General features: G+C 62.8%; 21 protein-coding genes. 17 read left to right on the forward strand and 4 right to left on the reverse strand.

Annotated elements, in window-relative coordinates; all coding sequences use genetic code 11:
- Positions 1-490: 490 nt before the first annotated feature.
- Positions 491-667: a hypothetical protein gene (locus SO140_RS37535; protein ID WP_449380152.1), complete on the reverse strand. Its 177-nt coding sequence runs from the start codon at positions 665-667 to the stop codon at positions 491-493.
- A 235-nt stretch (positions 668-902) separates the two neighbouring features.
- On the opposite strand from SO140_RS37535, the gene SO140_RS37540 reads away from it, so the two are divergent.
- From SO140_RS37540 to SO140_RS37595, 12 genes are all read left to right on the forward strand, one after another.
- Complete coding sequence (locus tag SO140_RS37540; protein ID WP_449380153.1) at positions 903-1115, forward strand: hypothetical protein; 213 nt, start codon at positions 903-905, stop codon at positions 1113-1115.
- A gap of 238 nt (positions 1116-1353) precedes the next feature.
- Complete coding sequence (trbB, locus tag SO140_RS37545) at positions 1354-2274, forward strand: P-type conjugative transfer ATPase TrbB (RefSeq protein WP_449380154.1); 921 nt, start codon at positions 1354-1356, stop codon at positions 2272-2274.
- Positions 2275-2309: 35 nt separating this feature from the next.
- Complete coding sequence (locus SO140_RS37550) at positions 2310-2597, forward strand: TrbC/VirB2 family type IV secretion system protein (RefSeq protein WP_449380176.1); 288 nt, start codon at positions 2310-2312, stop codon at positions 2595-2597.
- Complete coding sequence (locus SO140_RS37555; protein WP_449380155.1) at positions 2597-2860, forward strand: VirB3 family type IV secretion system protein; 264 nt, start codon at positions 2597-2599, stop codon at positions 2858-2860. The genes SO140_RS37550 and SO140_RS37555 overlap by 1 nt, the downstream gene beginning before the upstream one ends.
- 8 nt (positions 2861-2868) lie before the next feature.
- The gene (gene trbE, locus SO140_RS37560) at positions 2869-5310 is read left to right on the forward strand and encodes a conjugal transfer protein TrbE (protein ID WP_449380156.1); all 2442 of its coding nucleotides are present in this window, start codon (positions 2869-2871) and stop codon (positions 5308-5310) included.
- Positions 5307-6044, forward strand: coding sequence for a P-type conjugative transfer protein TrbJ (gene trbJ / locus SO140_RS37565; RefSeq protein ID WP_449380177.1), 738 nt, complete (start codon positions 5307-5309; stop codon positions 6042-6044). The genes trbE and trbJ overlap by 4 nt, the downstream gene beginning before the upstream one ends.
- Positions 6041-6424, forward strand: coding sequence for a putative entry exclusion protein TrbK-alt (gene trbK-alt, locus SO140_RS37570; protein ID WP_449380157.1), 384 nt, complete (start codon positions 6041-6043; stop codon positions 6422-6424). Before trbJ ends, trbK-alt begins: the two co-directional genes overlap by 4 nt.
- Positions 6421-7638 (forward strand): P-type conjugative transfer protein TrbL, encoded by a 1218-nt coding sequence (gene trbL / locus SO140_RS37575; protein WP_474802970.1) that lies wholly within the window; start codon positions 6421-6423, stop codon positions 7636-7638. Before trbK-alt ends, trbL begins: the two co-directional genes overlap by 4 nt.
- A 49-nt stretch (positions 7639-7687) precedes the next feature.
- Positions 7688-8368: a conjugal transfer protein TrbF gene (gene trbF / locus SO140_RS37580; RefSeq protein ID WP_449380159.1), complete on the forward strand. Its 681-nt coding sequence runs from the start codon at positions 7688-7690 to the stop codon at positions 8366-8368.
- Positions 8365-9339: a P-type conjugative transfer protein TrbG gene (gene trbG, locus SO140_RS37585; RefSeq protein WP_449380160.1), complete on the forward strand. Its 975-nt coding sequence runs from the start codon at positions 8365-8367 to the stop codon at positions 9337-9339. The genes trbF and trbG overlap by 4 nt, the downstream gene beginning before the upstream one ends.
- Complete coding sequence (locus SO140_RS37590; RefSeq protein WP_449380161.1) at positions 9336-10532, forward strand: TraB/TrbI/VirB10 family type IV secretion system protein; 1197 nt, start codon at positions 9336-9338, stop codon at positions 10530-10532. Before trbG ends, SO140_RS37590 begins: the two co-directional genes overlap by 4 nt.
- A 4-nt stretch (positions 10533-10536) precedes the next feature.
- Positions 10537-10779, forward strand: a complete 243-nt coding sequence (locus tag SO140_RS37595; protein ID WP_449380162.1) for a DUF2274 domain-containing protein — start codon at positions 10537-10539, stop codon at positions 10777-10779.
- Positions 10780-10821: 42 nt separating this feature from the next.
- Here SO140_RS37595 and SO140_RS37600 read toward each other — a convergent pair whose 3' ends face one another.
- Positions 10822-11250 (reverse strand): GlcG/HbpS family heme-binding protein, encoded by a 429-nt coding sequence (locus SO140_RS37600; RefSeq protein WP_449380163.1) that lies wholly within the window; start codon positions 11248-11250, stop codon positions 10822-10824.
- Positions 11243-14251: an FAD-binding and (Fe-S)-binding domain-containing protein gene (locus SO140_RS37605; protein ID WP_449380164.1), complete on the reverse strand. Its 3009-nt coding sequence runs from the start codon at positions 14249-14251 to the stop codon at positions 11243-11245. Before SO140_RS37605 ends, SO140_RS37600 begins: the two co-directional genes overlap by 8 nt.
- A 180-nt stretch (positions 14252-14431) precedes the next feature.
- Between SO140_RS37605 and SO140_RS37610 the strand changes: the two genes are divergently transcribed.
- The 5 genes from SO140_RS37610 (at position 14432) to SO140_RS37630 (ending at position 19831) form a co-directional block, all read left to right on the forward strand.
- The gene (locus tag SO140_RS37610; protein WP_449380165.1) at positions 14432-15631 is read left to right on the forward strand and encodes a pyridoxal-phosphate-dependent aminotransferase family protein; all 1200 of its coding nucleotides are present in this window, start codon (positions 14432-14434) and stop codon (positions 15629-15631) included.
- A gap of 35 nt (positions 15632-15666) precedes the next feature.
- Positions 15667-16464 (forward strand): enoyl-CoA hydratase/isomerase family protein, encoded by a 798-nt coding sequence (locus SO140_RS37615; RefSeq protein WP_449380166.1) that lies wholly within the window; start codon positions 15667-15669, stop codon positions 16462-16464.
- A 139-nt stretch (positions 16465-16603) separates the two neighbouring features.
- Positions 16604-17590, forward strand: coding sequence for a tripartite tricarboxylate transporter substrate binding protein (locus SO140_RS37620; RefSeq protein ID WP_449380167.1), 987 nt, complete (start codon positions 16604-16606; stop codon positions 17588-17590).
- Positions 17591-17760: 170 nt separating this feature from the next.
- Positions 17761-18303 carry a tripartite tricarboxylate transporter TctB family protein gene (locus SO140_RS37625; protein WP_449380168.1) on the forward strand — a complete coding sequence of 181 codons (543 nt, stop codon included), beginning with the start codon at positions 17761-17763 and terminating at the stop codon, positions 18301-18303.
- Positions 18304-18313: 10 nt separating this feature from the next.
- The gene (locus SO140_RS37630) at positions 18314-19831 is read left to right on the forward strand and encodes a tripartite tricarboxylate transporter permease (protein ID WP_449380169.1); all 1518 of its coding nucleotides are present in this window, start codon (positions 18314-18316) and stop codon (positions 19829-19831) included.
- Here the strand turns inward: SO140_RS37630 and SO140_RS37635 are convergent.
- A partial coding sequence (locus tag SO140_RS37635; RefSeq protein ID WP_498543820.1) for a hypothetical protein occupies positions 19828-20036 on the reverse strand: 209 nt, incomplete at its 5' end. The two genes, SO140_RS37630 and SO140_RS37635, sit on opposite strands and share 4 nt — an antisense overlap.

Here is a 20036-nt window from a genome sequence, read left to right on the forward strand (position 1 = left end):
CGCGCACGGCATCGTAGTGCTACGGCGAACAATAGTGCCCAACTTCATCGGCCATAGCGCGCCACTTACAATTCTACGCCAGAGCTCGCTGGCGCCTGCAGAGGTGCGCTGGCGTTCTCTACGATGCTGCAGCTCTATTCGGTGCTCTCGTCGGGGACAGATGGGACGTGGAGCCGAAGGTCCATTCCGTCGTGGACGATGCGGACGATTTCGATCGTGCTGTTCGGGGCGTCCCGATAGGTCCAGGAAATGACGTCCGCGACGGCCAGGCCGGGCAACATAAAGCGTGCGAAGGCCTGCCATGATCTCGTCCCGGGCCCTGGAGCCCCGAACATTGGGACCGTTGGCAAGCGCTTGAACAAGGGCGTCCCTATAGACGCGAACTTGTCGCGCGCCAGAATTCTCGGTGGTCCACTTGAGGATGTTGGCAAAGTCGACTTCCGCGGCAGGGCCGAGACGAACGCGCCATCTCTGCTGGGTCATGACGGCTCTATTCGGCAGTTCGGGAGATGACCTTCTCCGAGAGGCTCCTCGATATTTCCGAATTCCTTGAAATCCCCCGGTCCAACGCCGCGACGCCGGCGCGGGCCGCTGCCCGCAGAGCTTTCAGCTTGCTTGTATCCTCCGCCTCGCGTTGTTCCACCAGCCCCAACCCATCGCGCAGCACTTCGCTGGCGTTCTGGTAGCGGCTAGACTTGACGGGGCCTCAAGGAGTTCCTCCTGACGCTCAGTCAGCACGACATTTCTGGTGGGCAACGGCATCCCCCCGGGATATTCGAAAGCGAGGCCCGTATGGCATATTATGCATACGCATCGCCTCAACCCGAATGTTGGCGCGTACCCTTGGCAACCGCTGAAGCGTTCATCGCGGTGGGATTGCCAACAAGCGATCGGGTTCGGCCTTGGCGCTGAATGCGAGCGTGACTGGCGAGCAGCTGTTTCGTGTCGCGCTGCTGCCGATGCTGCTCGCGCCGATCGCAGTCGCGCTGTTGGCGCGCATGATCTTCAAGCCCACCATGGGCCGTCTAACCAGTTCCTTGTCCCGCGGGCGCTCTGAAAATTATGGTGCAATTTCAATGACGAGTTCGCGATTTTATTCTCACCAAGGCCGCTAACTGGAGTGTCGAGCTGTTTGGCTGAGGCGCAAGTTCAGGCTCGCTCTCAGGCATCTTGCCCAAACTTTCTTTCTCTGCGCCAGGCTACGAACGCGGTCAGGCGCTCGTTGTGCCGATCGTGCTGTTGCTCTTTCTAATGATCCCCATCTGAGGGCGGCGTTCGATTTGTCCTCAGTCATTGGGGGACGACGTGCCAATCCATTCTCTTCGGCCGGAGGCAATCTCGCGTGGGGTGCGAATGCTGCGCACCGCACTTGGTCCCGCCATCGCACGCTTTCTGGAAGATCCGTCGATCGTTGAAGTGATGCTCAACCCCGATGGCCGGTTGTGGATCGACCGGCTATCTCACGGTCTGATGGAGAGCGGCGAAACACTGTCCGCTTCCGACGGAGAACGCATCGTCCGGTTGGTTGCCCATCACGTGGGGCAGGAAGTTCACGCCGGGGCGCCGCGCGTCTCCGCCGAATTGCCCGAAACCGGTGAACGGTTCGAGGGCCTGTTGCCGCCGGTTGTCACCGCCCCCGCATTCGCGATCCGCAAGCCAGCGGTGGCCGTGTTCTCGCTCGGTGACTACGTTGCCGCTGGGATTATCACATCGGATCAGGCCGACGCGCTACGCACGGCCGTCACCAGTCGCGAGAATATATTGGTTGCCGGCGGCACCTCGACCGGCAAGACGACGCTGACAAATGCGCTGCTCGCAGAAGTCGCCAAGACCGCCGATCGCGTCGTACTCATCGAAGATACGCGAGAGCTTCAATGCAAGGCACCGAACCTGGTGGCCCTGCGTACACGGGATGGTGTGATCTCGCTCTCCGATCTCGTCCGCTCGTCGCTACGGCTGCGGCCCGATCGCATTCCGATCGGCGAAGTCCGCGGAGCGGAGGCCCTCGACCTGCTGAAGGCCTGGGGCACCGGCCACCCCGGTGGAATCGGCACGATTCATGCCGGCACCGCGCTCGGCGCTTTGCGTCGCCTTGAGCAGCTCATCCAGGAAGCCGTCGTCACAGTCCCGCGCGCCCTCATTGCAGAGACCATCAACGTCATCGCCGTGCTCGTCGGCCGTGGTGCCGATCGCAGGCTTGCAGAACTGGCCCGTGTGACCGGGCTCGGACCCTCCGGCGACTACAGCCTTTCACCAATGGGAGATCAGCCATGAGTTATCGTTCGTTTCTCGGAAGGATCATCCTTTCGATGGGGGCATTCACCGGGTATTGCCTGATGGCCGTCCCAGCGTGGGCCGCGGGCTCCAACATGCCGTGGGAGCAACCCCTCAATCAGATCCTGCAATCGGTCGAGGGCCCCGTCGCCAAGATCATCGCCGTCATCATCATTATCGTGACGGGCCTGTCGCTGGCATTCGGCGACACATCGGGCGGTTTCCGACGGCTGGTCCAGATCGTCTTCGGCCTGTCAATTGCCTTTGCCGCCTCAAGCTTCTTCCTTTCCTTCTTCTCCTTCGGCGGCGGCGTGGTGATCTGATGGATGGGCAGGTCACAGGATTTGTCGCGCCCGTGCACCGGGCCCTGACCGAGCCGATTCTGATGGGCGGCGCACCGCGATCGGTTGCCATCCTCAACAGCACCCTGGCCGCAGCACTTGGGCTCGGCCTGCGCCTTTGGCTGGCAGGTCTTCTCCTCCTGTTTGTCGGCCACGTGGTCGCCGTATGGGCCACCAAGCGCGATCCCGCCTTCGTCGAGGTCGTGCGCCGGCACGTCCGCATTCCCGGTCATCTCAGCCTGTGAGTCCTCCCATGATGAATCTTGCCGAATACAGACGTTCAACGACGCGCTTGGCGGACTTTCTTCCCTGGGCGGCACTCGTCGATGAGGGAATCGTTCTGAACAAGGACGGTTCGTTTCAGCGGACCGCAAAATTTCGGGGACCGGATCTCGACAGCGCTGTGCCGGCCGAACTCGTCGCAGTCGCCGGTCGTCTGAACAACGCGCTCCGCCGCCTTGGGTCTGGATGGGCGGTCTTTGTCGAGGCACAGCGGCATTCCGCGGGTGCCTATCCCCTAAGCACGTTTCCCGACGTCGCCTCTGCCCTGGTCGACGCGGAGCGGCGAGCCCAGTTCGAGGAAGCGGGCGCCCATTATGACTCGAGCTACTACCTGACGTTCCTCTACCTGCCGCCCGAGGAAGGCGCCGCGATGGCAGAGCGGCTCCTCTATGAGAATAGCAGCCGCACCGTCGGCGCTGACGCGCGAGAGGTCCTGAGCGGGTTTGTCGACCGGACCAACCGCGTCCTCCAGCTCATTGAAGGATTCATGCCGGAGTGTGGCTGGCTCGATGATGAGGCAACGCTGACCTACCTGCACTCCACTGTTTCGACCAAGCGGCATCGTGTGCGCGTGCCAGAGATCCCCATGTATCTCGATGCGTTGCTGGCCGATCAACCCCTGACCGGCGGCCTTGAGCCGACGTTGGGCGAAGCTCACGTGCGCGTTCTGACCGTCGTGGGATTCCCGACCGCGACCACACCGGGGATCCTCGACGACCTCAACCGTCTCGCCTTCGCGTATCGTTGGTCGACCCGGGCGATCATGCTCGACAAGACGGATGCGACAAAACTCCTCACCAAAATTCGTCGCCAATGGTTCGCCAAGCGGAAGTCGATTGGCGCGATTCTCAAGGAGGTGATGACCAACGAGGCTTCCGCGCTTCTCGACACAGATGCGCATAATAAGGCGATCGATGCTGACGCCGCGCTCCAGGAACTGGGAACGGACCAGATCGGTGAGGCCTTTGTCACCGCGACGGTCACCGTCTGGGACAGGGATGCCCGCGCCGCCGACGAAAAGCTGCGCCTCGTCGAGAAGGTGATCCAGGGGCGTGATTTCACCTGCATGATTGAGACGGTGAATGCGGTCGAGGCATGGCTCGGCAGCTTGCCGGGGCACGTCTATGCCAACGTCCGTCAGCCCCCGGTCTCGACCCTGAACCTTGCGCATATGATTCCGCTCTCAGCTGTATGGGCGGGGGAGGCGAGGGACCATCACTTCAAAGCGCCGGCTCTGTTCTTCGGCAAGACGGAGGGATCGACCCCGTTTCGATTCTCTCTCCACGTCGGCGATGTCGGGCACACCCTGGTCGTCGGCCCGACGGGCGCCGGCAAGTCGGTACTACTGGCGCTGATGGCGCTGCAGTTTCAGCGCTATCCGAGTTCCCAGATCTTCGCTTTCGATTTCGGTGGATCGATCCGGGCGGCCGCCATCGCCATGGGTGGCGACTGGCATGATCTTGGCGGCTCCGTTGCCGGAGAGGTCTCCCAGTTTGTCTCCCTCCAGCCGCTCGCGAGAATTGACGACGTCGCTGAGCGCGGCTGGGCTGCCGAATGGATCACCTCGATCCTGACCCGCGAACGGATCGAGGTCACACCCGAGGTCAAGGACCATGTCTGGTCGGCCCTGACGTCGCTGGCTTCAGCGCCGCTTCCGGAACGAACCCTCACAGGTCTTTCCGTCCTTTTGCAGTCGAATCCCTTGAAGCGGGCGCTCCAACCCTATTGCCTGGGCGGTCCCTATGACCGGTTGCTCGATGCCGAAAGTGAGCGATTGGGCGAGTCCTCGGTTCAGGTCTTCGAAACCGACGGATTGATCGGTACGGGAGTAGCGCCCGCCGTTCTGTCATACCTGTTTCATCGGATCGAGGATCGTTTCGACGGCCGGCCGACCCTGCTCATCATCGATGAGGGCTGGCTTGCACTCGATGACGCTGACTTTGCCGGCAAACTTCGCGAGTGGCTGAAGACACTGCGCAAGAAGAATGTTTCCGTCATTTTCGCCACTCAATCGCTGGCCGACATCGACGGCTCGGCCATCGCACCTGCCATCATCGAGAGTTGTCCGACCCGGATCCTGCTCCCCAACGATCGCGCCATCGAACCACAGATCACGGCGATCTATCGCCGCTTTGGGCTGAACGACCGTCAGATCGAGATTCTCGCCCGTGCGATACCGAAGCGGGACTACTACTGCCAGTCGCGTCGCGGCAACCGTCTGTTTGAACTTGGCCTTGGTGAGGTCGCCTTGGCGTTTGCGGCCGCCTCCTCGAAAGCCGACCAGGCGCTGATCGAGAAGGTGCTGGTCGAAGAGAGCGGCGAGAATTTTGTCTCTGGCTGGCTTAGAGCCCGAGACGTCGGATGGGCCTGCGATCTCATTCCACATCTCACCAACCTGGAGGCCTCCTCATGAGTCTCCTTTGTCGTGTCGTGGCGGCGGGCGCCATCGCTGTCGTTCTTGCCGGAAGCCCCAAGCCGACGTCGGCGCAATGGATCGTGTTCGATCCCAACAACTACGCGCAGAACGTGCTGACTGCCGCGCGTAGCCTGCAGCAGATCAACAACCAGATCACGTCACTGCAAAATCAGGCGCAGATGCTGATCAACCAGGCAAAGAATCTGGCGACACTGCCGTTCTCCTCCCTGCTGCAGCTCGAGCAGTCGATCCTGCGGACGCAGCAATTGCTCGGGCAGGCTCAGCGCATTGCCTACGATATCCAGCAAATCGATCGGGCGTTCTCGACGACCTATGCGCCGACGTCGTCAAGTTCGTCGGACCAGGCCCTGGTGGCCAATGCACAGGCACGCTGGCAGAACGCGGTCGCGGGCTTGCAGGACGCGATGCGGGTGCAGGCCACCGTCGTCGGCAATCTCGACACCAACCGAACCCAGATGTCGGCGCTCGTGACAGCGAGCCAAGGTGCGACCGGCGCACTGCAGGCAAATCAGGCAGGTAACCAACTCCTCGGATTGCAGGCCCAGCAACTCGCCGATCTCACCGCCGTCGTTGCCGCACAGGGACGAGCTCAGAGCTTGGAGTCTGCGCAGCGCACCGTCGCACAGGATCAGGGGAGAGAGCAGCTCCGCCGCTTCCTTAACTCAGGCCAAAGCTATCAGCCCACAACCGTGCAGATGTTTCACCGATGATGACAGATAGGTTCAAGCGCATTCCGATCGGCGTAGCCGTGCTGCTCCTCGCCGTGGCGGTCGGTGCCTGCGCAATCCAGTTGCGCGGCGGCGCGGATCAGACCGCGGCTGCTGCATCGGCTACCCAAGAAATCGATCCTCTCGCCTCCAAGCTCGCGCAGTGCCGTACCGTCAACTACGAGCAGAAAGACCAGTTGCTCGAATGCCGCAAGGTGTGGGCCGAGAAACGGCGCCAATTTCTGAGCCAGAGGGAGGGTAATGCACGTCAAGGGGTTGATGGAGCGTCAGCTAATGGCCCGATTCCACCATCACCGAAGGATGAAAGCCGTTTGCCGTCTGGCTACCCCTCCATGCCGACATCCGGAGGGAATGAGCGATGAACAGCACCGGTGTCATCGACCAGTTCCTGGAAACCTTCACTCGCTACATCGATTCCGGATTTGGGCTGCTCGGCGGTGAGGTTGCCTATCTCGCGACCACGCTCGCGGCGATCGACATCGCACTGGCTGGGCTGTTCTGGTCCTGGGGCGGCGATGAGGACATCGTCGCTCGTCTCGTCAAGAAGACCCTGTTCGTCGGCGTCTTTGCTTATCTTATCGGCAACTGGAACAGCCTCGCGCGGATCGTGTTCGAAAGCTTTGCGGGCCTGGGCCTAAAGGCCTCCGGCACGAGCCTGTCGTCAGCGGAATTCTTGCGTCCCGGCCGGATTGCGCAGGTGGGTCTCGACGCTGGGAGGCCGATCCTGGAGTCCATTTCCAGCCTGATGGGCTACGTCAGCTTCTTCGAGAATTTCGTCCAGATCGCCGTTCTGTTGTTCGCCTGGATCGTGGTGCTGCTCGCTTTTTTCATCCTGGCGATCCAGCTCTTCGTCACCCTGATCGAGTTCAAGCTGACGACGCTCGCAGGCTTTGTGCTGATTCCCTTCGGTCTGTTTGGGAAGACGGCATTCGCCGCGGAGCGGGTGCTTGGCAACGTGATCTCTTCCGGCGTCAAGGTTTTGGTGCTGGCCGTGATCGTCGGCATCGGCTCGACGCTTTTTGCACAGTTCACAGCGGGATTTGGCGGCAACCAGCCGACCATTGAGAGTGCGATGGCGCTGGTGTTGGGAGCGCTCTCATTGCTTGGTCTCGGCATCTTCGGACCCGGCATCGCCAACGGGATCGTTTCTGGTGGACCACAGCTCGGCGCCGGTAGTGCGGTCGGCACTGGCCTAGCGGCCGGTGGCGTGGTTGCGGCTGGAGCCGCGCTCGCAGCCGGTGGCGCCGCGTTGGCCGGAAGTGCCGTTGGTGGAAGCCGCGCCATTGCGGGCGCTGCCTCGAGCGCGCTCCGAGCAGGCGGTCTGTCCGGCGCCAAGGGCGCAACTCCGTCGGCTACTGCTAGCCCGCTACGCTCTGCTGCCATTCATTCCGGCGGACCGAGCGGCAGCGCGGGTGGTGGCGATTCCGGGTCGTCCGAGAGAGCACCCGCGTGGGTTCGCCGCATGAAACGGACGCAAACTATCAGTCATGGAGCCTCAAGCGCCACGCGGGCGGTACGCGCTGGCGACCACGGCGGAGGTGGTGCGTCTGTCGATCTCTCACAGGGCGGGAGCTAGTGCCTGCGCTCAACCACCTGCCGTTCCCAATCATCTCCTGAGGTAAAGTATGTTCAAACGATCAGCCGTCCACTATGGCCGCACGCCTGCTCCGGTCACCCCCTATCAACGCGCAGCTCAGGTCTGGGATGACCGCATCGGCTCGGCACGAGTCCAGGCTAGAAACTGGCGTCTGATGGCATTCGGCTCTCTGTTCCTATCCGCCGGCTTCGCCACTGCGCTTGCTTGGGAATCAGCACGGGGCACCATCACCCCCTGGGTGGTCGAAGTGGATCATCTCGGCGAAGTGAGAGCCGTCGCACCCGCAGATGCTTCCTTCCAACCCAGCGATCCCCAGATCGCCTTTCATCTATCTCGGTTTATCGAACATGTTCGCGGCCTTCCCATGGACGCGATCGTGCTGCGCGAAGATTGGCTCCGCGCCTACGACTTCACGACGGACCGCGGCGCTGCAGCCCTCAATGACTACGCGCGCAACAACGACCCCTTCGCCAAGGTCGGGAAGAGCCAGGTGGCCGTCGAGGTTTCCAGCGTCATCAGGGCCTCACCCGATAGCTTCCGTTTAGCCTGGATCGAACGACGTTACGAGAATGGCCAGATGGCCGCTACGGAGCGGTGGAGCGCAATTCTCACGATCGTCTTGGAGCCGCCTCGCGACGTCGATCGCCTGCGTAAGAATCCACTCGGCATCTATGTCAACGCCATCAACTGGTCGAAGGAGCTCGGATGAGCATGCCCTCCATTTCTCATACCTCGGGAAAATTGCCACGGAGCTTGGCGTCGGCCCTTTTGATTTCGGTCGCGGCGCTCGGCGGATGCACCACCTTCAAACCTCCGCAGATCAGCTACGACAGCGATCTCCCGCCGCTCCCCGATCCGCCGGCGGTGAGCGACGACCGGCCGCGACCGCTACACGTGCCGCCCTCCTGGACCCCGGCACATGGCGGCAAGCAGAAAGAAGCCAAGGAGCCGATCGAAAGGATCGAGAGCGCCAACGACGCGGCTCGTGTTCAGCCCCGCAAGGCGGCGTATTTCAACGCAGTGCAGGTGTTTCCCTATAGCCCGGGCGCCCTCTACCAGATCTATGCCGCACCCGGACAGATTACCGACATAGCGCTCGAGCCGGGCGAACAATTGATCGGTTCGGGACCTGTCGCTGCCGGCGATACCGTGCGATGGGTCGTCGGCGACACCGAAAGTGGTAGCGGGGATACCCGGCGCGTCCACATCATGGTCAAGCCGACTCGGCCGGAAGTCTCGACCAATCTCGTCGTCAACACCGATCGGCGCACCTATCTGCTTGAGCTGCGCGCCCGAGAAAAGCCGTACATGCCTTCTGTGACCTGGTTCTATCCCGAAGATCGCACGCGTGGCCGGGGCGTGCCGTCGACGCCACTCATCCCCGACCCAACCCAGCGCCGCTATCGCTACGCCATCGAGGGCGACAACCCGCCCTGGCGTCCGATCAACGCCTACGACGACGGACGCAAGGTTTACATCGAGTTCGCACCAGGCATCGGGCAGGGTGAGATGCCACCCCTTTTCGTCATCGCGCAGGACGGGAAGACCGAGCTTGTCAATTATCGTGCTTTCGGAAGCCTGCTGATTGTCGATCGGCTGTTCGCAGCCGCTGAATTGAGGCTAGGAGGTGAGAACCAGCAGAAGGTGCGGATCGTCAGAGGCGATGGGAGGCCATTATGAGCGGCACAAGTGGCGGTCCTACGAACCAGAATAATGTTCCGTCGCAGGCGCAGGACGACGCTTCGAAAGCGTTCCAGTTGCACCCAGAGCGGCCACGCGTAACGCGGCTCTCGCGTAGGGTGTTGATCGCAGGCTCCGCACTACTCCTCGTCGCGATCTCGGGAGCCATGTTTTTGGCGCTGCAATCCAGCAAGAAGCACGCTCCCGCTTCGGAGGAGCTGTATTCGACCGATCATCATAATGTCGCTGACCAGCTTGCCGGCCTGCCGAAGGACTACACCGGCATCCCGAAGGTGCCGCCGCTCGGACCGCCTTTGCCCGGCGATTTGGGTCGACCGATCGTTGCCGCGCAGGCGCAGACTGGTCCATTGGCGGTTGATGCCGAGCAACAGCGCGTGAATCAAGAAAGTGAAGCGGCGCGCACGAGCAAGCTGTTCGCCCCCACGAATGTCCGGCCGTTTTCCGCAACAACAGCGTCGAATGATGCTCCTGCGAGTGGGACGACATCGTCCGACGAAGCGTTCGCACAGAATGGCCAGGACCGAAAGCTTACCTTCGTGAATGCGGCGATCGATCGACGCACCACGAGCCCTGATCGTCTGGTCAAACCCGCATCGCCTTTTGTCGTCCAAGCAGGGACAGTCATTCCTGGTGCGCTGCTGACGGGGATTCGCTCCGATCTCCCTGGTCAAATCACGGCGCAGGTGACCGAAGCGGTATATGATAGTCCTACCGGGCGAACTCGGCTCATTCCGCAGGGGGCACGGCTAATAGGTACTTACGATAGCCAGATCGCATTTGGGCAGTCGCGCCTCCTTCTGGTCTGGACTAGGTTGATCATGCCGAACGGCCGGTCGATTGTGCTGGAACGGCAGCCGGGAGCCGACGCTGCGGGGTATTCTGGCCTTGAGGATCAAGTCGACAATCACTGGAAGGAATTGTTGGGCGCGGCTGCGCTCTCAACCCTGCTAGCGGTTGGGACCGAAGTGAATTCGGGAAGCGACGTCAACAACTATACTAACAGCGCACTCATCCAGGCATTGCGGCGCGGGGCAGGAGACTCCGTCAACCAGGCCGGTCAACAGCTTGTTCGGCGCAATCTTAACATCCAACCGACGCTGACGATCCGGCCGGGATTTCCGGTGAGGGTTATCGTCAACCGGGACCTCGTGCTTGAACCGTATAGGGGATAGTAGCATGGCGAAACTCAAAATCGGCGCTCTCGTTGAAAACAGGTCTGTCAAGGTTACGCATGAGCTGCCGGCAAGTGTTCATCGGGACCTTGTCGCCTACGCTGAGGCGTTGAGCCGAGAAAGCGGACAATCGATCAGCGATCCAGCGAAGCTGATCGCTCCAATGCTGACGCGTTTCATGGCGACAGACCGGGCTTTTGCAAGGCTTCGTCGCACTAATCAGCTTGCCAAGCAACGTGAGGGATAACGCTCGCTCGATCTACGGTCTGTCAGCCTGGGTTGACGCGCGTTATCCCGCATTCGCCTTCAGTCGGGCCGCTTCGATGCCGGCGACCGCGCAGGCTTCGTCGTTGTCCGAGGTGTCGCCGGAGACGCCGACCGCACCGAGCAAGGTGCCTCCGTCGTGGATCAGCACGCCGCCGGGGACCGGGACCAGCGCGCCCTTGGCGATGGTGTTCACTGCGTCGATGAAATAGGCCTGCTCCTGGGCGCGCTGGTACAGGGCGCGCGATCCCATGCCCATTGCGAGTGCGCCATAGGCCTTGCCGTGGGCGATCTCGGCGCGCATCAGGCTGGTGCCGTCCTGCGCAGCCGCGAGCTTGAGGACGCCGCGCGCATCCAGGATCGTGATGACAAGCGGCTTCAGCTTCAGCTCCGCGGCCTTCGCGACGGCGGCATCGAGAATCTTGCGGGCGGTGTCGAGGGTGAGTTCAGCCATGTGGAGTGTCCTTGTGTGATGAGGTCGTTGGATTTGCGTTGGCGCCATCGAGGCTCATGGCGAGCACGCGCGCGACATGCAGGGCGTCGCGCGCACTGCCGTCGTGGATCTGGTGCCGGCATGAGGTGCCGTCGGCGACCACCAGCGTTGCTTGGTCCGCGCGCCGCACGGCCGGCAGCAGCGACAGCTCGGCCATCTCGATCGAGGCATCGTATGTGTCCGCGCCATAGCCAAAGGCGCCGGCCATGCCACAGCAGCTCGACTCGATGGTCTCAACCTTTAGGCCGGGAACGAGGCGCAGCACCTGCTCGACCGGCTTGAAGGCGCCAAAGGATTTTTGGTGGCAATGGCCATGCAAGAGCGCCTTCTCGGCGATCGTGCCGAGCGGCAGTTGCAGACGACCGGCTTCCGCCTCGCGCACCAGAAACTCCTCGAAGGTGAGGGCGTGGGTGCTGACAGCCTTGGCGTCGTCGTCCTTGCGCAGCGACAACAGCTCGTCGCGCAGCGTCAGGAGGCAGCTCGGCTCGAGCCCGATGATCGGCACGCCCCGCGCGGCAAACGGGGTAAAACTCGCAACGAGACGGTCGAGCTCGGCCTTCGCTTCCTCGACGAGGCCCGCGGACAGGAACGTGCGGCCGCAGCACAGCGGCCGGGTGCCGCTGACGAGCTTTGTCAGATGCACGCGATAGCCGCCTGCGACAAGCACCCGCAGCGCCGCGTCGAGGTTTTCCCGCTCATAGATCCGATTGAACGTGTCGGCGAACAGCACGACCTCGCGGCCATCCACAGGTCCAACCGCTTCCGCAGGCGGTGCAAACACATCGCTGCGGAAGGCAGGCAGCGCGCGGCGCGCGCTGATGCCGGCAAAGCGTTCGAACAGCTTTCGCAGAAGCGCGCTGCGGTTGCGCAGGTTCGTGAGCAGGGCGAAACGCGAGGCGAGGTTGGCATAACGGGGCAGATAGCCAACCAGTCGGTCGCGCAGCGTCAGACCGCGAGAGGCAACGCGCGCGGCGAGCACCTCGATCTTCATCTTCGCCATGTCGACGCCGGTCGGGCATTCATGGCGGCAGGCCTTGCAGGAGACACAGAGTTTCAACGTCTCCATCATCTCGTCGGAGGACAGCGCATCGGGGCCGAGCTGTCTGGAGATCGCGAGCCGCAGCGTGTTGGCGCGGCCACGGGTGACGTCCTTCTCGTTGCGCGTTGCGCGGTAGGACGGGCACATCACGCCGCCCTCGAGCTTCCGGCAGGCGCCGTTGTTGTTGCACATCTCGACCGCGCCCTGGAAGCCGCCGGCGGCGCCGGGATAAGCGGACCAGTCGAGCTTCGTCTTCAAATCAGTGACGCGATAGTCCGGCCGGTAGCGGAACAACGAGCGGTCGTCCATCTTCGGCGCGTCGACGATCTTGCCGGGATTGAGGACGCCATCGGGATCGAACCGCTGTTTCACCTCCTTGAAATCCGCAACGAGACGCTCTCCGAACATCGTTTCGTGAAACTCCGAGCGCACGATGCCGTCGCCGTGCTCGCCGGAATGCGAGCCCTTGTACTCGCGCACCATCGCGAAGGCCTCTTCGGCGATGGCGCGCATCGCCTTCACGTCCTTCTCCAGCTTCAGGTTCAGCACCGGGCGCACATGAAGGCAGCCTTCGGAGGCGTGCGCGTACATCGTGCCGCTGGTGCCGTGCCTGGCGAACACCTCGTTCAGCCGCGCGGTATAGTTGGCGAGGTGCGGCAGCGGCACGGCGCAGTCCTCGACAAAGGAGACCGGCTTGCCCTCCTGCTTCATCGACATCATGACGTTGAGGCCGGCAGCGCGGAAATCGGCGATGCCGCTTTGCAAGGCGGGCTCGGTGATATCAACCACGCCGCCCCATTTGCGCTTGTCGTTATTCCAGCCGAAGCCGAGATCGCCCATCAGCTCGGCGAGCTGCTTCAGGCGTGCGAGATTGTCCGCCTGATCCTCTTCGGCGAATTCCACCACCAGCACCGCATCCGGATCGCCCTTGATGGCGGCGCCGATGATGGGGCGAAACATCGCAATGTCGCGGCCCAGCGCGATCATGGTGCGGTCGACGAGCTCGACCGCGATCGGCTTGAGCTTGACGAGGTGCTGGGCCGCATCCATCGCCTCGTAGAAGCTGCCGAAATGGCAGACGCCGAGCGCCTTGTTGTGGATGACGGGCCACAGCTTCAGCTCGACCTTCGTGGTGAAGGCGAGGGTGCCTTCGGAACCGACCAAAAGATGCGCCATGTTGTTGGGCGCATTACGCGGAGTGAGCGCATCGAGATTGTAGCCACCGACGCGGCGCTGCACCTTCGGAAACCTGTCCGCGATCTCGTCGGCCTCGCGCGCGCCGAGCGTGAGCATGTCGCGGAATAGCGCCAGCGCACTGTCGCCGGCATTCACATTGCTGAGATCGCGCGGGACCTCGCCGAAGCCAGCCATCGTGCCGTCGGCAAGGGTTGCTTCCATCGACAGCGTGTTGTCGCGCATGGTGCCGTAGCGCAGCGAGCGCCCGCCGCAGGAATTGTTGCCGGCCATGCCGCCAATGGTGGCGCGTGACGCCGTGGAGACGTCGACCGGGAACCACAGGCCGTGCTTTTTGAGCTGGCGGTTGAGATCGTCGAGCACGATGCCGGGCTCGACCACGCAAGTCCGGTTCTCGACATTCAGCGAGAGGATCCGGTTCAGGTGTTTTGAGACATCGATGACAAGGCCGTCATTGACGGTCTGGCCGCATTGCGATGTGCCGCCGCCGCGCGGGGTGACCTTCAGGCCCTCGTCGCGGGCAACGGCCAGCGCCCGCAGCGCCTCGTCCATGCTGCGCGGCACAACCACGCCGAGGGGCATGATCTGATAGAAAGAGGCATCCGTCGCGTAGCGGCCGCGGCTGAAGGTATCGAATAGGACCTCACCCGTGGTTTCACGGGCCAGGCGCGCAGCCAGGCCGCCGTTTTGCGCCGATTTTCTCGATTTTTCGGCCACGTCAGCCGCCATGATCCGCTCTCGCTCTTTCGCCGGTGACGTCTTGCCTAGGCTCTGCCGGCTTGGCAAGGCGAGCCCTGCTTCTTGCGCATTGACGGGCCTCCTCAGGCGGGGGACAAGCCCGGCGAATAGTGATATTCGAGCGGCTCGCCGAGACCCCTCGGAAGACTCTCAAGACCGGGAAGGACGCCTATGACCGTGCATACTGGAAGGCATTTTCTCCAGATTCCAGGACCGACCAACGTGCCCGACCGGGTGCTGCGGGCCATGGACATGCCGACGCTGGACCACCGCGGTCCGGAGTTCGCCGAGATCGGTTTTGCCGTCCTGGCCGCGATGCAGCGGGTTTTCCGCACCAAGCAGCCCGTGATCATCTATCCCTCCTCCGGAACCGGGGCCTGGGAAGCGGCGATGGTCAATGTGCTCTCGCCCGGCGACAAGGTCTTGATGTGCGAGACCGGCCAGTTCGCCGTGTTGTGGCGTGGCATCGCCGACAAGTTCAAGCTCGACGTCGATTTCATCCCGAGCGACTGGCGCCATGGCGCCGATCTGGCCGAGATCGAACAGCGCCTGTCCGCCGACAAGCAGCACAAGATCAAGGCGGTCTGCGTCGTGCACAACGAGACCTCGACCGGCTGCGTGACGCCGCCCGCGGAGGTGCGCAAGATCCTCGACCGCGTGAAGCATCCGGCGCTGCTGATGGTCGATACCATCTCGGGCCTCGGCTCGATGGAATATGAGCACGATGCCTGGGGCATCGACGTCTCGGTTGCCGGCTCCCAGAAGGGCCTGATGCTGCCACCGGGCCTTGGCTTCAACGCGGTCTCCGAAAAGGCGCTGGCCGTAGCGAAAAGCAATCCCGGCATGCGTTCCTATTGGGACTGGCAGGAGGTGATCGCCTTCAACAAGGCCGGCACCTTCCCCTATACGCCCGCGACCAACCTGCTCTTCGGCCTGCGCGAGGCCGTCAAGATGCTGGAGGAGGAGGGGCTCGAGAACGTCTGGACCCGCCACAAGCGCCATAGCGCCGCGACGCGCGCAGCGATCAAGGTCTGGGGCCTGGAGACGCAGTGCGCCGATCCCAACGCGCATTCGCCGGCGCTCACGGGCGTGCGCATGCCCGAGGGCCATGACGCCGACAATTTCCGCAAAGTGGTGCTCGAGAACTTTGACATGTCGCTCGGCACCGGCCTGAACAAGGTGAAGGGCAGGGTGTTCCGCATCGGCCATATCGGCCATTTCAACGATCTGATGCTGATGGGCACGCTGTCCGGCGTTGAGATGGGCCTGGATCTTGCGCAGGTCCCGCATCGGAGCGGCGGCGTGCTGGCGGCCATGGACGTCCTCAAGGGGCGCGACGTGGTGCCGATGACCAAGGCTCAAGTCGCCTGAACTAACCTGAGTGAACTGAAGAAAGAGAGCGCGCGATGAACGCACCCGTGACAGCCAGTGAAGACCTGCTCTACTCCGTCACGGACGGCATCGCGCGCATCACCTTCAACCGACCGCAGGCGCGCAACGCGCTGACCTTCGCCATGTACGAGCGCATGGCGGAGATCTGCCAGGCCATCAACGCCGATCGTTCGATCAAGGCGCTGATCCTGACCGGCGCCGGCGACAAGGCGTTCGCCTCGGGTACTGACATCTCGCAGTTCCGTGCCTTCAAGACCGCGCAGGATGCGCTGGACTACGAGGCGCGGATCGATCGCGTGCTCGGCACGCTGGAGCAGTGCCGCGTCCCCGTCATCGCGGCGATCGCGGGGGCCTGCACCGGTGGCGGTGCCGGCATTGCCGCGTGCTGCGATATCCGCATCGGCACCGAATCCACCCGCATCGGCTTTCCGATCGCGCGCACACTCGGCAACTGCCTGTCGATGTCGAACATCAGCCGCGTCGTCTCGCTGGTGGGACCTGCCCGCACCAAGGACCTGATCTTCAAGGCGCGTCTCGTCGAGGCGCCCGAGGCCCTGGCGCTCGGCCTGCTCAACGAGGTCGTGCCCGACGTCGAGACGCTTCAGCGCCGCGCCGACGAGACCGCCAAGCTCGTCGCGAGCCACGCGCCGCTCACGCTGGAAGCCACCAAGGAGGCGGTGCGCCGTATCCGCCGCACGCTCTCGCGTGAAGAAGGCGAGGATCTGATCCTCAAGGCCTATATGAGCGAAGATTTTCGCGAAGGCATGGATGCCTTCCTCAACAAGCGCACGCCGAACTGGAAGGGCAAGTAGGGCGCTCCCGCGCGCCTTCATCAGCCGAAAGTCATATGCGGCCGAATGCCCGCCTGCTTGAACTCGTCAGCATTCCTCCGCACAATACGCCGATAATTCCCGGCATTACAAAGCCAATAAGAACCAGGGGACGAGACTCGTGCGAATTCCAGTGAAGGCCGTCGGAGCTGCGGCGGCCCTGTTGTTGAGTGCGCCGGCCTTCGCCGGCTGGGAGCCGACCAAGCCGGTCGAGATCGTGGTCGCAGCCGGTGCGGGCGGTGCCTCCGACCAGATGGCGCGCATGATGCAAGCCGCGATCCAGAAGAACAATCTGATGAAGCAGCCGATGGTGGTGTCGCTCAAGGGCGGTGCCTCCGGCGCCGAAGCCCTGATGTACATGAAGTCCAGCGAGGGCGATCCGAACAAGGTCCTGATCGCCTACTCGCTGATCTACATGCTGCCGCTGTCGGCGAAGATTCCGTTCAACTGGCGCGAGCTGACGCCAGTCTCGGTGATCGCGCTCGATCAGTTTGTGCTGTGGGACAACGCGGCGGGGCCGAAATCGGTGAAGGAGTTCATCGAGGCCGCGAAGGCCGCAAGCTCCCCGTTCAAGATGGGCGGCACCGGCTCCAAGCGCGAGGATCACGTGCTGACCGTCTTCCTCGAGCAGAAGACCGGCGCGAAATTCTCCTATCTGCCCTACAAATCGGGTGGCGAGGCCGCGACCCAGCTCGTCGGCAACCACACCGAATCCAACGTCAACAACCCAAGCGAGAATCTCGAAGTTTGGCGCGCAGGTCAGGTGCGGGCGCTCTGCGTATTCGACAAGGAGCGCATCTCCTACACCACCAAGGTGACGGAGACGCAGTCCTGGCACGACATCCCGACCTGCAAGGAGGAGGGGCTGGACATTCAGTACCTGATGCTGCGCGCGATGTTCTTGCCCGGCAAGGTCACGGCAGAGCAGCAGGCCTTCTACGTCGACCTGTTCCAGAAGGTGACGCAGACCCCGGAATATAGGGATTACATGGAGAAGCAGGCGCTCAAGCCGATCTTCCTCACCGGCAAGGACATGGTGCAGTTTCTCGAGGAGGACGACGCGCTGAACAAGTCGCTGATGACGGAAGCGGGTTTCGTTGCGAAGTGACCACCTTCGATGTCATGCCTCGCCACCGGGTCTCGCCTTCGGCGAGCCCGATGACAGGCTCCGGCGGGGCATCCAGTGTTGCACAGAGCTCAACGAATACGGCTTCTGTACGGAGTACTGGATCATCCGCTTTCGCGGATGATGACAGCGCAATTTGATCTGGCGGAGCCATGCCTCAAACCGATCTTGAAATCGTTGTCGACGATCCGACCGCGCCTGAAGATGACTCGCCGAGCGTCGTCAGTTCGCGAACGATCGAGATCGTCGTCTCGCTGCTTCTGCTCGCACTCGCGATCACGCTCGGCTACGACAACTGGCGCACCGGCATCTCCTGGGATGCGACCGGACCCGAGCCCGGTTACTTCCCGTTCTATCTGTGCGTCATCCTCGCCGGCGGAAGTCTCTATGGCCTCGTCGCGGCGCTGCTCGCGCGGCGCGCGGGGAGCGAGCCTTTCGTCACCCGCGCGCAGGCGGGCCGCGTAATCGCGGTGTTCGTGCCGACGCTTCTGTTCTGCCTTGTGACGCAGTTCCTTGGGCTCTATGTCGCGAGCTTTCTCCTGATCTCGGGCTTCATGCGGCTGATCGGCAAGATTGCGCTGTGGAAGTCGCTGCTCACCGCTCTTGTGTTCACGGCAATCATGTTCGTCACCTTCGACATCGCCTTCGACGTCATCATGCCGAAGGGACCGCTCGAAGCGGCCTTCGGTTTTTAGGGCGCCAACAATGGAAGCGTTCGGTCTCCTCGTCCACGGCTTTGCCGTCCTGCTGAGCTGGAAGACGCTGGTCCTGATGATGGTCGGGCTCGTGCTCGGCATCTTCGTCGGCGTGCTGCCAGGGCTCGGCGGCCCCAACGGCGTCGCCATCCTGTTGCCGCTGACCTTCACGATGGATCCGACCTCGGCCATTGTGATGTTGTCCTGCATCTATTGGGGCGCGCTTTTCGGCGGTGCCATCACCTCGATCCTGTTCAACATTCCCGGCGAAGCGTGGTCGGTGGCGACCACCTTCGACGGCTACCCGATGGCGCAGCAGGGCAGGGCGGCGGAGGCGCTCACGGCGGCGTTCACCTCCTCCTTCATCGGCTCGCTGGTCGCGGTGCTGCTGATCACCTTCCTTGCACCGCTGATCTCGTCCTTCGCGCTCAAATTCGGCCCACCCGAGTTCTTCGCGGTGTACCTCCTGACATTCTGCTCGTTCGTCGGTCTCGGCCGCGAGGCCAAGCACAAGACCGTCATCTCGATGTCGCTCGGCCTTTTGCTCGCCGGCATCGGCATGGACACCGTGTCGGGCCAGTTGCGCATGACGTTCGGCTCCGCCGAACTGCTCCGCGGCATCAACTTCCTCGTCGCCGTCATCGGCCTGTTCGGCATTAGCGAGATCCTTCTGACGATGGAGGAGCGGCTGGCGCTGCGGGGACACGCCGCAAGCATCTCGCTGCGTGTCGTGTTGAGCGTATGGAAGGACCTGCCGAAATACTGGGTGACGCTGCTACGCTCCTCCTTCATCGGCTGCTGGCTCGGCATCACGCCCGGCGGCGCGATTGCAGCTTCCTTCATGGGCTACAATCTCGCCAAGCGCTTCGCTAAAGACCCTCAAAGCTTTGGCAAGGGCCGCATCGAGGGCGTGTTCGCGCCGGAAACGGCCGCGCACGCCTCCGGCACCTCGGCGCTGCTGCCGATGCTCGCGCTCGGAATTCCCGGTTCGGGAACGGCGGCCATCCTGCTCGGCGGGTTGATGGTGTGGGGCCTCAATCCGGGCCCGCTTCTGTTCGTCGAGCACAAGGATTTCGTCTGGGGGCTGATCGCCTCGATGTATCTCGGTAATGTCGTCGGCCTCGTGCTGGTGCTGACCACTGTGCCGATCTTTGCATCGATCTTGCGTGTGCCCTTCGCCGCGGTCGCGCCGATGATCGTGGTGTCCTGCGCAATCGGCGCCTACGCCATCCAGAACGCGATGTTCGACATCTGGCTGATGCTGGGCTTCGGCGTCGTCGGCTACGTCTTCAAGAAGATCAGCATTCCCTTGGCGCCCTTCACGCTGGCGCTCGTGCTCGGCAACCGCGCCGAGGACGCCTTCCGCCTGTCGATGATCGGCTCAAGTGGCGACCTCAGGGTGTTCTGGTCGAATGGGCTGGTTGGCTCGATTACGACGCTGGCGATCTTACTGCTGTTCTGGCCGCTGATCGATTCCCTGTTCAGCCGCATCCGGCGGGCGCCGCGGCCGAGCCCTGCCTCGGGCTAAAGCATGATCCGGACCCGTAGGGCCGCGTTAGCGCAAAGTGCGACGCGGTTTTCCCCCGCGGCAAACGCGGAACGCGTTTGCGCGGAGATCATGCTCAGACAACAACCCAAAGCGCGATGATGATTCATCCTAATCTCATCGCGCTTTAGTCTTACTGAGTCAGAAATCCACGGACCAAGCTGGGTGAGAATCGCATATTGAAGGA

The sequence above is a fragment of the Bradyrhizobium sp. UFLA05-108 genome, from assembly GCF_059803455.1.